Below are 14692 nucleotides of genomic sequence, written 5' to 3'. Positions count from 1 at the left end.
CAGCTGAATGGTTAGTCGCTCAGAGAATATCCGGCAGCAGAACGTAAACGCCGATCACATCTACGGGCAGAGACGGCGTTACAGCGTAGCGACCTTGATCGTCGGCGGCTTCGCGGATGCGTCGATGATCCTGCAACAGCGCGTCGGCGCGTTGCCGGGCGAGATTTTCGAGACGGCCCGTGCTGGCGCGCAGGAGTGTGAGCGCGTGGGTGATTTCACGGGTGGCGGCCTCGGTGCCTGTGTTGCCGCTCGGTTTCACCTCCAAGAGCTGAAGGACTCCAGTGTCATCGATCCAGCGGGGATCGATGCGACCTTCTAAGGCGATGGCTACCGTCTCCTCGGCCATGAGCGTGCGTGTGACGCCGCGCTTTTGGCTGGAGAGCTGGTAGCGTAAGCGGAGCAGGAAGACGGTGGTGACGACGGAAACATCGACCGTGACTGTAGCGGCACATCGGGCCGCGAGGGACGATTCGTCCTGCAACGCGCCCTCAAGCAGATGGTCGGCAAGTATGGCGACCAACGGATGCGTGCGGTGGATGAAGTGCGAGCGGGGATCGGGCGGGTAATGAAAGTCGATGAGCAGGTCGCGGTCGATGTCCTCCTGGGCGAGGCGTTCGCGCAGTGCAGGGGGAAGATGCTTCGGTAAAAAACGCCAAGCGTTGCGCGTAGGTTCTAATGGGGCGTTGAGCCGGGCGCAGGCGTTTTGGACGAAACGAGCGATGGCAGCTTCGTCACCGATGAGGTCGAGCTGGCGTCGCCATTCAGGGAGAACTTCCTCAGGTTTGATGCGGCGCTGGGCGAAAACGGTGCGGTTGATCTTGGCATTTTCGCGGGCGTCTTCCCATGCGGTAGTCAGGGGTTTGAGTTCTTCGCCGAGAAGTTTTTCGAAACCGAAGTCGAGCTGGTCAGCGTGCCGGGTGGCGCGGTTGCGCTTGAGCAAAGCGGCTTTGATCATCGCGTGGTTCATGCGCTCGGCGTCTTTCGGAAGTGGCACAAGCACGCCGAGGTCTTTGCGGATAGCCTCCGCTTTGCGGAGAATGACGTTGAGGATGAAGCCGTCCACGGGGTTGTCCTGCCCGTAGAGCATGGTGCAGCGGACTTCCTTTGCCTTTTGCCCGAAGCGATCCACGCGCCCCTCGCGTTGTTCGTGACGAGTGGGATTCCACGCAAGGTCGTAGTGGACAACGGCAGTGTAGCCGTGCTGAAGATTCACGCCCTCGGAAAGGCAATCGGTGGCGACGAGAATGGGTTGCTCGGCCTCGGCGAGGTCGGAGACGCGTAGCTCGCGTTCTTCTGGGGTGAGTTCGCCGGTGACGGCGTCCACGGTGGCTTTCTTAAAATGCTCGCGGAGGTGGGCGGCGACGTAATGCGCAGTCGCGAGGTAGCGGCAGAAAACGACGGGGCGAGCGCCGGTGGCGAGTAACTCCTGTATGTGTTCGCAGAGGGCTTTGAGTTTGGGATCGCCCTTCTGGCCGGCGAGGGAACGGGCGTTTGCGATGAGGGCTTTTAGTTGTGCCGTCTCGGCAAGGGCACCGGCGGGTTCGAAATCGTTGGCAGAGAGATCGGTTTCGTCGCCATCTTGGAGGCGGGCTTCGTCGGCGAGCGCTTCCATTTCTTCCAAGGTGCCAGTAAGGCGGGTATTGAGTGCGCGTTCAGCGGCAGCGGGTGAGGAACCAACGCAGCGCAAGAGGGCGAGCGTGGCATACCAAATCATGTGCCGGCCTGCACCGCCGATGGCTTCGGTGCGCTCGGCTAGGCCGATACAATAATCCTGCACGGCATCGAAAAACTCACCCCACGCGCCGGTAAGACGATAGGTAATCTCGGCGGTCAGGCGTTTGGGAAATACACTTACATCCTGCCACTCCTCGATGTCTCTCCGGCGGCGCTGCACAAAGTGATTGGCGAGGTCTTCGCGGAGGCGCTGGTGCGTGGTCGCGTCAGCATCGGCGAGCCGGGCGAAATCTGGACGGAGGAGCGAGAGCAGGTTGTGAAACGCAGTATCGTCGCCGGAGTGTGGCGTAGCGGTGAGGAGGATAAGATGGCGTTCAACGTCGTCGGCGAGTTGTTTGAGCAACTCAAAGCGTAGCTGGCGGCCTTGCCCTCCGGTGGAACAACTATGGGCCTCGTCCACGATAATACACTCAGGGGCGATGGAGAGGAAGTGAGCGCGGTGGCGGTCGCTCTTGATGTAGTCGAGGCTGACGACAACCACCGGATGGTGCTCGAAGAGAGAGACGCCGGGTGGAAGGTTTTTTTCGAGGCGCGTGACGCTGGCGGAAGTAAGCGCGATCGCTTGAAAGTGAAAGTGACGCGCGAGTTCGCTGCACCACTGGTCAACGAGGTGAGGCGGGCAAAGCACAGCGAAGCGGGCGATTTCGCCGCGGTCGTGCAGCTCGCGCGCGATCAGACCGGCTTCGATAGTTTTGCCGATACCGACATCGTCCGCAATCAACAGGCGAACCGTGGGCTGGCGGAGCGCCATGAGCAGCGGCACGAGCTGATAGGCACGAGGTTCAACGGCGATGTTGGCGAAGGAGCGAAACGGGCCGGCCCCGGCGCGAAGCTTAAGCTGGAGAGCATCGCGCAAAAGCACGGCGGCGGTGTGATTGCCGCGCAGGGCTGGATCGGGCTCGGGAAAAGTGGCGGCGGTTGGAGCTTCCGGCTCCAGCCCGGGGAGGAGCGTAGTGATGTCTTCCTCGGAACCGCCGAGAGGACGGAGTTTAAGTAGAGAATCTGAGGAACCGGGCTGAACGACCCACTCACGTCCCCGCGCGCGAACCAAGGCACCAGGGTTAAATAGAATGAGCGCGGCAGAACTCATGAAACTGCGGGCGTGGAAGGGCCGAAGATGGCGGGGTGATCGGCGAAGGTAGCAGCCCAAGTGGAAGAATCGGTAATAAACTCAACGGTGGTGTAGCCTCGGTCGGCAGCGTAGGCCTGCACGGCGGCTGAAGGCGGCGCGAGGAAAACGAGAGCGCGGGAGGCCTTGTAGCGCGCATCAACGGTGCCTAGTCCATCGGCGAGAGCGTAGCGGGTGTCATCGGGAACGCGGTGACCGAGCTGGCCAAGTGCGGTGAGCCAAGTAGTCAGCAGGTCTGTCGTAGAGCTGGCAGCGCTGGTGGAGGGAAACTTGGCCGGGCGCACGGTGGCGTGGGCCAACTGAACCAGCAATTCTTGGACGGCGGGGTCGCCGCGATTGATGTGCTCGTGATCGGGCTGGTTGTAATATGAGAGCAAACATTGGTAGCAGCCCGCTTCGCAGATGCGCTCACCGGTGGGTCTGCGACGCTCGACGGCGGCGAGGTCAGCGGCATCGAAAGACGCCGAAAATTTCTTGAGGTCGAAGTGAATAATTTCGAGTGCTTGGCGGGCGACCACCCCCAGTTGCTCGGAGCTTTGGGCAAGACGACTGAGCACGCCGGCACCTCCTTCGGCGGCCTCATAAAACAGAATGGATTTGCGACAATTCGCGTCGGGCAAGGGCTCGACGACCAACTCGGACTCTTCGATTTGGAAGGTTTGCGTGATGCCGCGTTTCAGGGCGGCTTGCAGCGTCGCCATCGCAGAGTCCGTCAATTCCTTTGTGGGTGTCAGGATCAGGATATTGCGATGATCCTCCACGAAGGGGACAATGCGTTGAGTGGGTTCTTTCTTGTCGAGCTGCTCGGGGGTTTCGTCCGCATCGGTGGCTTCGTCCGGGTTGTCCTGTTTGCTCCAGCGGCCGTTGATCGGGTTGATGATGAACCCGAGCTGTTTCTTGTCCTTACGCCGACGCCATCCTTTGTTGATCCTCCAAATGCGGGCGGAGGGAGAGTAAGCCAGACGGGCAACCGGATCGGCGGCGTCGATTATGACGGCTTCGGAATCGTGGCGCTCCAGCAGGCCGCCGGGGCCGGGCATGAAGCGATAGGTGGTTTGTAATTCGTAGCCCTGACGCTGGCGCTCTTCCTCATTCACGGAGATGCGCTCTTGAGCGGTCGTCTCCACATTTTCGATTCGGTAGAGCGTGTTGACGCGACCATCGTCGCTGAGTGGCGTATGACAGTGCTCGCAGACATCGGCGAGCGGCTCCGGCTTGGCCTCGTCGCCGAGGTGCCCATAGCCGCAAGCGGTGCAAACACGGGCGCTGACAGTGGGTAGCTTGGAATCGGACGAGATAGAGTCGGAACTGCTGATATTGAGCTTAGCGCGATCAACGCGAAACATCCGGCCGTCGTGATAAATTAGACTGCGTGGGCCGAACTCGGCCAAAGCGAGGAAACGCGGGCGGCTGACCATGCTACCCTGATCGTCCTTTCCGTTGCGCTTTCGCCCGGTGGCCGGCACCCAAGCCATGAGCGGTAGGCGGGGGAAATTGTAGCCAGGTAGGAATCCCTGGCTGGCAAGGTAACGGAACGTGTAGAAGTCGGTGTTCTGGCTGTTGCCAGTTTTGAGGAGCAGAGTGAATTGATTCTTGGCGTCCATGTAACGCCGATTGGCGTTTTCGCGGTCTCTGGCGCTGGTGGCGGGGCTGCGGATGATTTTATCTGCCGCTTCCATTTGGCTTTGCACGCCATCGTAGAGCGTGCGCCAACGATCAAAGGCGGCGGCGAATTCCTTCGCGCTCGCGGCGATCACCTGCTCGGCGAAATGCGGACCATACCACGGAGCCCGGTCGGGCGTGAGTTCGCCTTCGATCTGGGCAAGCACGCGGCGGGCTTGGGCGAGCGCGCGGGCCTCAGCGGCGGGGGCGGCGAGACGAGCCTGCAAGGTTGGACGGATCGGTTTCTTCGGCTGCTCAAGGTCGAGTAGCGGAGCGATGCTGGTCTCCAGTTCGTATTCCACTTGGGCGAGCCAGACGGCGTGGAGATGGCTCTCGACGAGGTTGCGGTTGGCGAGTTCCAGCGTGGGCGCTCGGACAATACCATGCACCATATCCGTGGCGTGCGCGAAGAACCACTGATCGTGTGGGCTCATTGCGGCGCAGTAGGTCACTACGAGAGCGGCCTGGCCGGCGCGGCCCGCACGACCGCTGCGTTGCGCATAGTTAGCGGGCGTAGGCGGGATGTTGCGCAGGTAAACCGTGCTGAGTGAAGAAATGTCCACGCCCAGCTCCATCGTGGGCGAGCAGAAGAGAACCGGCAGACGCGGCATCGGGCCTTTGTTGTCGGCGTTTTCTTCCCAGTCTTTCAGGTCGCGCGGGTTTCGACGAAAACGTTGTTCCAGAGTCTTACGTTTATCAGCATCCACTTGGGCGGTGTGCTCGTTCGCGACGAAGTCGAAAAACGGATGCTGCGGCTTTGTGAGCACCTCAGTGATGGTCAGGTAGAGCTGGCGGAAGAACTGATTGGCGGGCGTGGCGTTGGCGGAAACGTCAAGTGTCAGCGTCCAGCGGAGGGCGGAAGACTTGAGTGTCCAGCCGACGAGCTTTTGGTTGTCGAGACTCTGGCTCTGGACGTATCCGTGGATCTCGGCGGCCTTGAGAAAGGCGCGACAGAGATCCACCCATTGTGGGTTTTTAAGATGAGCAACGTGCTCAGCGCAGACGGAGGTTTTCCAGAACGCTGCGTATTTTAGCTGCCGCACGAGGCGCGAGCCGGGGCCGCCGCCGACTAGATCGAAGCGTTTTCGGCCCTTACTGTCGGGACGTTTATCGAGCAGGAGATAACAAGTCGTCGCCAGTCGCTCATCGTCGCCGAAGGACCAGCGTTCGGTGAGATAGTTGTAGATTTTCCCCTTGATGCTTTCGTGCTCTTGGCTGTCGAGGTAGCGCGATTCGATGCAGAGATTTCTAGTTAATTCGCCGAAGACGAGACGGGCGAGTTCGGCGCGCTCTCCGCTTCTTAGCCGAGCGAGGACGGGATGATCTCTAAACGACTCCTCATGGGCACAAAATTCCTCCAGACCATCGTAGCCAACATCGAGAAGTTTAAGTTGATCGAGGTTCGGGTTGTTGTAGCGCCAACCCTTGCGGAGGTCGCGGATCAATCGGTAGCCGATGACGAAACGTAGGGCTTTTTGTGCCTCCTTTTGCGCGAGACCTAGCAATGCAGGATCGCGCAGGTATTCGGCGAGCACACCGGGATCGCTGCCCCCGAAACCGAGGGAATTGAATACAGCCTCAGCTAAGTTTTCGTCGGTGAGGCTGCCGCCTTTTTGTTTCAGCCCACCCAACAGGCCGGCGCGGAGGAGTAGCAAGAAGATGAAATCATTGAAGTGGCCGGCCTGAAGGGCAGCGTCTTGGCGATTGTCCGTGAAGCCGAGGAGCTTTCGATAGTCCGGCAAAGCCGGATTGCCGACCTGATCAGCGAAGAGCTGGCGTAGGATCGACAACGTCAGAATCGTGGTCGCAGACGAACGGCCTTCGCCCGACAAACTCGAAAGGCGGTTGATGTCGCGACCATAGGCATCGTGAACTGTGCTGCACTGGAGGCAAAATCGGAATTTTCCGGGGATGAACCAGTACTCTTGGCCGTTGCCTTTGACGCCTTGTGGATCGACGCGAACCGCGAACGGTGCGGACGATTTGTAGGTGGGCTTGAGAACTGGTTCTTCTTTCGACGTGTCCAGCCACGTATCAGGATATTGAGTAATCTCGCCCTGAAACTCCTGCTTCGCAGAGCGAGGAGCGAGGAAGCCGGGACGAAGCTCTTTGCTCTCATCGCTTCCGGTATCGTCGATTTCGCGGGGCGCGAAGTGGGGCGAGCTATTGGCGTCGTGCCAAACCGGGTGGTATTCCTGCCCGCAATCGCGGCAAAAATGTGTGCCAAACAGAAACACTTTTTGCTCTTGGCGATTGGGGGCGAAGCGCTGTGAGTCGAGCGTGATAACACGCTTCGTTGTCGGCTCCAAGGTGCAGAGAACCTTGCCTGCGCCGCTGATGAATTGGTGAAGCTTGAAGGCGAAGAGGGAACGACCGTCGGAGGCTTTAACGTCCTGAGCCGCTATCAAGAAACGGGCCAGCGCATCCTGGGCGATCTTTGGCGCAATACCCGCATCGAGGGCGAGTAATTGGGCTGCTTCGCTCAGAGAAATGGGCTTGGCCCGCTCTGGCCGGCCGTTTTCGGACAGGGTGAGACCAAGGGTCAGTTCCGCCCAAACAGCGAGAGGGTCATTAGCAAAATCGTCTTGGCTCGGCCAAACAAAGGTCGTGCGCGAGATGCTCGCGGATAGTTTTGGGCGGACGACCTGTAAACTCAGGTGGGGATTGGTCGCGCGTTCGAGCGTTTCACCGATGACGTTTTCCTGCGGAATAAGTTGGCCGAACAGTTTCGTAGCCACTTCGGCGACGACCTTTTTCTTGTCAGCGTTCGTTCCGGTGCTGGACATGGTTGCGGAGGTGCCAATGCAGATAAGGCTCTCGGCTTTGAATCGCTCCCGCAGGCGGCGCACCAGCAGAGCTACGTCGGCACCCTGCCGTCCGCGATAGGTGTGGAGTTCGTCTAAGACGAGAAAGCGCAGGCCTTCGCAGTGCTCCACCACCTGGCGATCCACGGCTTCGTAGCGCGTCAGGATCAACTCCAGCATCATGAAATTGGTGAGAAGGATGTCCGGCGGGTTGGCGGCGATGCGTTCGCGGGTAGATGTTTCTTCTTGGCCGGTGTAACGCTCAACCGTGAGTTGCCCTGGCGTCGCGCCGAGATTGTCGAGAAATTTGCGCACCTCCTCCAGCTGGCTGTTCGCGAGGGCGTTCATCGGGTAGATGATGATGGCCCGAGTGCGCGGCGTAGGGCTGGTGGCCTTTTCTCGAAGGATGTGGTCGAAAATGGGGACGAAAAACGCCAGCGACTTACCTGAACCCGTGCCGGTAGTGACTACGTAGCTTTCGGCGGCGTTCGCTTTCGAGAGCGCCTCTTGCTGATGTTGGAAAAGGCGTAGCGACTGAGATGCTCCCTTTGTATCGCGGAAGCGGAATATTTTCGCGCAGGTCGAATGAAGGCTGCCCTCCGCGACAAGCTCTTCGACACTCTGCGCGCGAAGATAGTTTGGGTTGATCTGAATCAGCGGCTCTGGCCAATAGCGGGATTTCGCATATTCTGCGTCAACATAGCTGGCGATGTCTGGCGCCAATATTTTAGTGAAGCTACGAGAGAAACTAGAGTATTCTCTTATTAAGTTCTCCCGGAACTGGAATACGTTTTGCATCGCTGAAATTGGGTCAAAGGACTCCATCGGGCATTCCGCACCAAGCCAAGAACAAGCTGACCCCGTCATTCCCAAGGGACCTATTATCCTTGTTTGCCCCTCTGCGCATTCTCGCTGCCTTGCCTTGATCGCATCAATGCACGCTGAACTGCTAGATCGACGCAGCTACGCCTTCCGGACACGGGCGAAAATGGACTTACATCTTGGAAAATTTCGGCAGCCCCAAAATGGCGTCGCGGATCGGCGTAGTACCATTTTCAAATCACACGAAGGACACGTCGGAGTTTCAAAATCATCCCTGAACGCATGCCGCACCGCCGATTCGTGCTGATCAGCCGCAAGCGACGCAAAGCTCCGAAGCAGCTCCTCGCCCGAGATCAGGTGCAATGGCTTCCCTTGCGCGAAGCGAACCGCCTCATCCGAGAAGGTATTTGTCGTCACGAAATACCCTTCGGTTAGGCCCTCAGAAACCATCACGCCGTAGAATTCCCGGATGTACTTCACACCAATGATTTCGTTCGAACGCTGCTTGCACTGAACGCAGGCCACGCGTTTTTCGGGCCCATTTTTCTCGAGAAAAATGTCGATGCCGCCGTCCGCTCCGACGGCACTCCGTCTCGCGCTCCAGCCAGTTTTCTCAAAGTACCCTTGAGTCAGCTCCTCGAAACGCCGCCACTCCAGGCGATCTAACGCTTCACGTGTAAGTCTGGTTATCGGCGGCTGCGGAACCAACGAAACTGGGTTTGTTTTCTGCGGAGCCGAACGGCGATCAGGGTACACGCCGGTGAAGTCAGGCTCTAGTCGGCGGAGACGGCTTTTCAGAATCTGCCCCACGACACCCACAACAACCGCAATTACGGGAACCCATAGCAGTGGTTGCATCGCTCGAAGGAGTGACGGTGGCGGCTGCTGTTGCGGCACTGGCTGCGGCGGTACAACCGACGACGGCCCCAGCGAAGGTACAATCTGCGCCTTCGGCGTGTGAGGCACCGCCACCGGCTTCACGGCGGGAGCGGGCTGCGGCGCAGGGACACGACGAAGACTGCGTGGCTCGCCCTTCGTGAACCGTATTTCAGCAACCCGTCCCTGCTCCAGCACTACGCTGCCCTCCGGGTAGTTGAAGATTTCTCGGGCATCAAGTTGGGCCAGCGATTTGGGATACCCGTACGTTTCGATGACGGTCTGGCGTGAATCGCCGAGCTGAATCACGAACGCCGAAAGCGACGTCGGCACGAACGCGAGCAGGCAAACAACAGCTGCTGCCAATTTCAGAAATGGGGAGTGAGCCACGACCGCCGGTAACATGGGGAGACCAGATGACGGACACTTCCTCCGCCGAATGCAACCGGCTGATTGCTAATTTGATATGATTTAACCCATCGGCTCTTTCGACAACGCATAACAAAACGAATCAACGGTAGCCCTGCGCGCTGGGAAAAGTGATCTGCCGGGACCATGCCTTCGGCCACTCGTGAAGAAGCTCGGCGAGTGCGCGTCTCGCCGTCGGCCTTGAAAACAATCCCGGCCGTTCCAACGCGACGGCAATGTTCGCCTGGGTCAGAGCCATGCCGCCTCTCTGCATTTTCTCGCACACGGCTCGGATCCGGTCCTTCAACAAACGCGACCGCTTCGCGAGTTCCTGTGATTTCCGTCGAAGTGCCCTTTTGGCGATCACTCGACAGAGCCGAGCTTCGCGTTGTCGAAGCGCGCGAACGTGGATACCCAGCTCCCGTCCGACCGCAGCCAGCGTTTTAGCGTGGGCTACCGGCCGTTTGCTTTCCGCCACCAGCGACTTTCTGAGAGTTTCCCAATCGCGCCGACGCGGTACAGTCTTGTAGTTCAAGTGAAGCTCCATCTGCGCCTCTGCGGGCAACGCGCGACAGTCCTTTCGTTCGCACTCCCCTCTCCGAAACTCTGTCACGAAATCAAGGCCAAGATTGAAACAGATCCGCAGAGCCATCGGCAAACAAGGAGTAGCCTGACCACGCCACCATGACCACGCGGTCACTTTACTGACACCGGCGCGATGCATCAAAGCCCCTGCCGTATCAACACCGACTCTTTTGCATGCACACCTGAGGCGAAGTCCGGAAAAGCATACGAATTGGCCAGCCGGCTCCGCAGCTAGCGCGACCAGCTCCCCCAGCTGATTCGCTGCCCAGAAATCAAAACCCTCCCGCGGTGCGTCAATCAATGCATTCGCCGGGACAACCAGTGAACTCGCGCAAAAATGGCAATGTCCCACGGACGAGCGCGGATGAAGTACCGCGAGCCGACGATCACACTGGGGGCACCGATCAACCAATGCGCAGCCGTGAACCGGGCAGACCCTCACTGTATCGATACACCACGCGAGACGACGATAGGGTTTTGAATCTGACTCCAGGCAACGAGGACACCACCGCTGATTGTCGGAAAGAACATGCCGACGAGGCAAAAGGTGATCCCAGCGCGTAGTCGTCGTGGAAACCAAATCATCTCTGCCGGTAACACTCTCCAAGGTCGCAGACCAAAGGCTGGCGCGACCGAAGCTGTTGATGTTCGCCGGCAGATTTAAGTATCCAGGATGCCGCCGCCACCTTCCTAGGTATCGATGGTCATCCATTTCGAGATGCCCGAGAAAGCGATGCAACAGCTGCCCCGGCACGGTTCGATGGTACGCCGCCAGACGCTGAACATAGCTGCTGAGCGCCTCGACTTGAGACGTGCCTACTCCCAGAGGTGGAGGCGCTCGCAGCAGCATCGGATCACGCGGCCTTAGGAACCAAATCGTGCGATGGCGCCCGCTCACCTGGCTTATGCGGCTTCCCGTTCGGCTTCTTGGTTTCCGCCGAGCTATCCACGTCAGGAGGCAAAGGCGCCCATGTAAATCGCGCGCACTCGTTAAAGCCCGTCCAGACCGCGTGTGTTCGCGCCGATTCCCTCACCTGCATAAGGTTTGGGGCCGTCTTTTCCATGTGCGAGAGTGCCAATTTTTGGTCTCCGCGTTTTTCCGCCTCATTGAACGCCCGAAGGAGCCAAGCGGCAACTCGACGGTGGTCACCGTTCACGCGAGAAATAATTGCCGGGAGTTGTTCAGTGATCTGAAAATCGCAGCAATCAGCCAGATGCTTTTCGTATGCGAGAAGATGTGACGCAAAAACCAGCTGCCCGGCCTTATCCATCGTGCAGAGCGACTGCATAACAAACTGTATGTGTGAGACGAGGGCCGAGTGCTTCGCGGAATTCCAGATCTCGGCAATCGTACCGAACACGACGTGCGTCTTGCTCGAGCCTGCGGCTATATCATGGAGCTGTCGAATCGTCGCATCGACATCGCCTTCCGACTTCCCGTGAGCGCAGATATTCTGGCCATCGGTAATTCCAACCAGCCCGATGTCGTACTCGGAAATCGAATTCACCATCGCCTGCATGGGCGAAACTGCCGCAATCATTCGCTCGGAAATAAAAAGCGGATGATGCCGATAGCTCATCTGCGGAGATCGCATCGCCTGCAGATAGCGATCCTGGAGCAACTTCATCTGGCCTCGAAATCCCGTTACATACGGCGGAAAGGCAAAGCAGATGGCGGTCGAGCTCTCCAGGTTTTCGAGGACGCACTGGAGTACCTGAGCCTGTTCGATCGCCGGTGAGCAGCCAACCATCACAAGGCCGCCGGGACCGGCATTGCGGATAGCCGTACAGATCTCAGCGACGAAATCTGACTTCTTGGAGAGCGTGAGTCTGCCCTGAATTAAGGTACGAGCGTTTTCAAAGGACGTATTCATAGTTGTAGGATAGTCGAAGACATGGAGTTCGTTTCGTATTCACATATAGGTTACTCGTTATCGGCTGGCTTTACCGACTCTATCTGCGACCGATCAATAAATGGCGTGGAGTCAGCCGCGGGCGTGATTTCAGCAGGTGCGGGACGACGAGAAGCAGCGGCCTTCTCAGCAATCTGCTCCTCCTCAGCGGCCACCATTTTGGCGGCAAAACTACTCATCCTAGCCTCCGCTTTCTGACGGCGCCCATAGCTGCCCTCCATCCGACTCTTTACGATTGCCGCGGCTTCCTCAGCAGACGCGGCATGCTTCAGGTCCGCGGTGTAAGCGCGGCATGGGATCTGCAATTTCCGTACAGGATCATCTACGTAAACGGTGCGAACGTCAGCGCGAATAAACACCTTCACCTCTTGTCCGACTAGAGCCTTCAGCTCGTCTGCACCGTAGTCGGCCGAGTTGACGTGGATAGTACCCTTATCCGAAACGATTCTAGTATTTCCCTTCACCGGGTTCTGACGAAGACGCTCTAGAACTTCCGGGCGAATCCACCTTGCGTAATGGTATCCAAATTCAGCAAGAAACGCCGCGCAAACTTCGTTCGGAGCCTCTTCATGCACGCGAGGCATGTCTCCATGGAGCGCGACGTATTCGTCTAGCATGGGCTTAAGCTTTCCCAGCTTCCAAACGGCGGTGTTCTTGGGGTTATGGCTGCTCGATACATTACGAGGGTTTTTCATGGCCTTGGTATTTCCTTCTGCGTTATGGACGAATTTCTTATTAAAACTGTTGAACGCGGTCTCAATCGGAGCGCCGCTGCGAGGAGTCCCCTTGGGGCGATAGCGAAGCGATATTCCGGCACGGGCCAGCGCAGTCTGGATTGCAGTGCTCCGAAAATCGGCCCCCCAGTCACACACGATTCGCATGGGAAGGGTGCCATGACGGGCGACACAGTCTTCAATCAGATCGAACACGATTTCCGTGTTGCATGATCCAAACCAGACGATGAACGCGAGGATGCGCCCGTCGTAGGCGTCGACCATTCCCGAGACCCAGGGGCGTTCGAACATCCCGGTGGAGGGATTTTCCACCTCCAGATCGAGCAAGGTATGATCGATATGCGCGACCGCCCAAGGACCGCACCCATTGGGATTACCCAAAAGGCTGAGAAAAACGCGAGGAGGCGAAAACCGTATCGCTGCGCGCCGGCCGTAACGCAGATACGCCTTCTTGAATTCCGTGATCTTCGCAACGCGCCGATGAAAGGCACGCGAACTCATGATATCGTGCGCAGGTAGTGATTCCTTCCTGCACTGATCCCAATACAAGCGATAAACATGAATGGCGGAGGACGCGCTCTCTTTCAGATAGTGCTTTCTCAGGAAGCTATCCGCAATCGCGATAGAGCGCTCCGTGAATTTCGGTGCCCGATCCGGGCGCAACGAGGGAATTAGCGCGCGTTCACCATAGCCGGTTCTTTCCTCTTCAGCACGGTACTCTTTAAGCAGTCGGCGGGTACTACGATGCGTGCAGGTCACGCTACTCAGCGCGCCTCCACGCAGGTAGGGGCAGATCAATCGATAGTTTTTCAAAAACGCCGTCATTCGATCTTCGCTCAGAGAACCAATGAGGTCAAAGATCGGAAGCAGCTCGTCTTTCAGCGCTGAGATGCTGGGTGCCGCCTCCGAGAGCGTTCGGTAGGAAATCCGCTGTTCTAGGCGCGTTTTGAGGTTACGCACTTCCACAGAGTCTCCCAGATGGCGGAGGACTTCGAATGTGGTCCTACCAATCTTAAATTCCGATCCAATCGGCAACATGTATCCAATTGGCAATGATCCGGCAATTATGGGTTTCGACCGATTCGCGAAAATCGAAAAAGCTGTCTCTTGCAATGGCGTGAGAAAAAGCCGGACGGAGGACTGACTCTTAAGATCGACAGTCTCCAAGTGAGCGAAAAGGGAACGGTCGGCGATAAGGTGGTAGACAACATCCGAGCGACGGCTGGTCGGCTCGATCGGTATTTCGGTCATGGGGACCCCCGGGTTCTCGGATACCGCTTCCTTAATAATCGCCCGTTCAACAGCTGAAACCGCAGGCGCTATCGGGGAGCTGAAATACGGGGTCAGCAGGACGAAATTCTGGAGCAAGGTGCTGCAAAAATCACGCTCGGTGAGAACGCGAAAGAGAAAGCCCAACGCCTTGGCACCTGCCTCAGCAGGAGGGCAGCGAAAAGTGCCGTCATCGAGCTGCTGAAAATAATTCGACCGCTTGATAGCGATGGAAGCAGCCTCTTTGAGCGATTTCGCTTCGATAAGCTCAATGCCGTGACGCCAGAAGATTAGAAAATCCGGGGTGATCGGGCGGTTCTGTTTCTCCTGTCCAGGGGGAAAGATGGCCTGGATCTGAGATGGCTGTGCCACATAAAAAAGAACGTCCTCGCTTCGCTCGCACATGATCGCAACAGGCAGTTCGACCAAGTCGCTCTCGGTAGTTCTGGTTTCCAAGGTCTTCCTGCTGGCATAGCGTGTGGTATTGGAAATCCGTCCGGTAGGATTGCGGGAGGGCGCCGCAAGAGAGGCCTCAATGTAGGCGCGCGCCTCTTTGGAGACGGGGTGATAAGTCAGATAGGTCTCAAGATCCCATTTCTGGAGAAGCGCAGCGGCTACGCTTGCGGGCATCGAGGAAGAGGAGGCGGCGGAGGACGATTTCTTTTTCATCGTCGTAAAGCTAGTACCTCTAGCTGGGGACTCTGGAGATAGAGCGTTCAGTGATTTGGACTGAACGGATAGATGACGGCTGAACGT

General features: G+C 58.1%; 6 protein-coding genes and 1 pseudogene. All 7 read right to left on the bottom strand.

Annotation, left to right across the window (positions count from 1 at the left end; all coding sequences use genetic code 11):
• Positions 1–19: 19 nt before the first annotated feature.
• Positions 20–2824, bottom strand: coding sequence for a helicase-related protein (locus tag CMV30_RS15095; RefSeq protein WP_096056804.1), 2805 nt, complete (start codon positions 2822–2824; stop codon positions 20–22).
• Positions 2821–8127: a DEAD/DEAH box helicase gene (locus CMV30_RS15090; protein WP_096056803.1), complete on the bottom strand. Its 5307-nt coding sequence runs from the start codon at positions 8125–8127 to the stop codon at positions 2821–2823. The genes CMV30_RS15095 and CMV30_RS15090 overlap by 4 nt, the downstream gene beginning before the upstream one ends.
• Before the next feature lie 165 nt (positions 8128–8292).
• The gene (locus CMV30_RS15085; protein ID WP_096056802.1) at positions 8293–9432 is read right to left on the bottom strand and encodes a restriction endonuclease; all 1140 of its coding nucleotides are present in this window, start codon (positions 9430–9432) and stop codon (positions 8293–8295) included.
• 106 nt (positions 9433–9538) lie between these two features.
• Positions 9539–9970: a hypothetical protein gene (locus CMV30_RS20550; RefSeq protein ID WP_245844249.1), complete on the bottom strand. Its 432-nt coding sequence runs from the start codon at positions 9968–9970 to the stop codon at positions 9539–9541.
• 471 nt (positions 9971–10441) lie between these two features.
• Positions 10442–10870: pseudogene (locus CMV30_RS20940) on the bottom strand (TniQ family protein); the annotation flags it as partial.
• 4 nt (positions 10871–10874) lie between these two features.
• Positions 10875–11894, bottom strand: a complete 1020-nt coding sequence (locus CMV30_RS15075; RefSeq protein WP_096056800.1) for a hypothetical protein — start codon at positions 11892–11894, stop codon at positions 10875–10877.
• Positions 11895–11944: 50 nt separating this feature from the next.
• On the bottom strand, positions 11945–14605 hold the full coding sequence (locus CMV30_RS15070; RefSeq protein ID WP_096056799.1) for a DDE-type integrase/transposase/recombinase: 2661 nt from the start codon (positions 14603–14605) through the stop codon (positions 11945–11947).
• Positions 14606–14692: the final 87 nt, after the last annotated feature.

This window comes from Nibricoccus aquaticus (genome assembly GCF_002310495.1).
Classification (GTDB): domain Bacteria; phylum Verrucomicrobiota; class Verrucomicrobiia; order Opitutales; family Opitutaceae; genus Nibricoccus; species Nibricoccus aquaticus.
This window is presented reverse-complemented; position numbering and strand designations above follow the sequence as displayed.

Coding starts and splice junctions, on each gene's coding strand:
- CMV30_RS15095 (WP_096056804.1), bottom strand. CDS start 2,824: ATGAGTTCTGCCGCGCTCATTCTATTTAACCCTGGTGCCTTGGTTCGC.
- CMV30_RS15090 (WP_096056803.1), bottom strand. CDS start 8,127: ATGCAAAACGTATTCCAGTTCCGGGAGAACTTAATAAGAGAATACTCT.
- CMV30_RS15085 (WP_096056802.1), bottom strand. CDS start 9,432: ATGTTACCGGCGGTCGTGGCTCACTCCCCATTTCTGAAATTGGCAGCA.
- CMV30_RS15075 (WP_096056800.1), bottom strand. CDS start 11,894: ATGAATACGTCCTTTGAAAACGCTCGTACCTTAATTCAGGGCAGACTC.
- CMV30_RS15070 (WP_096056799.1), bottom strand. CDS start 14,605: ATGAAAAAGAAATCGTCCTCCGCCGCCTCCTCTTCCTCGATGCCCGCA.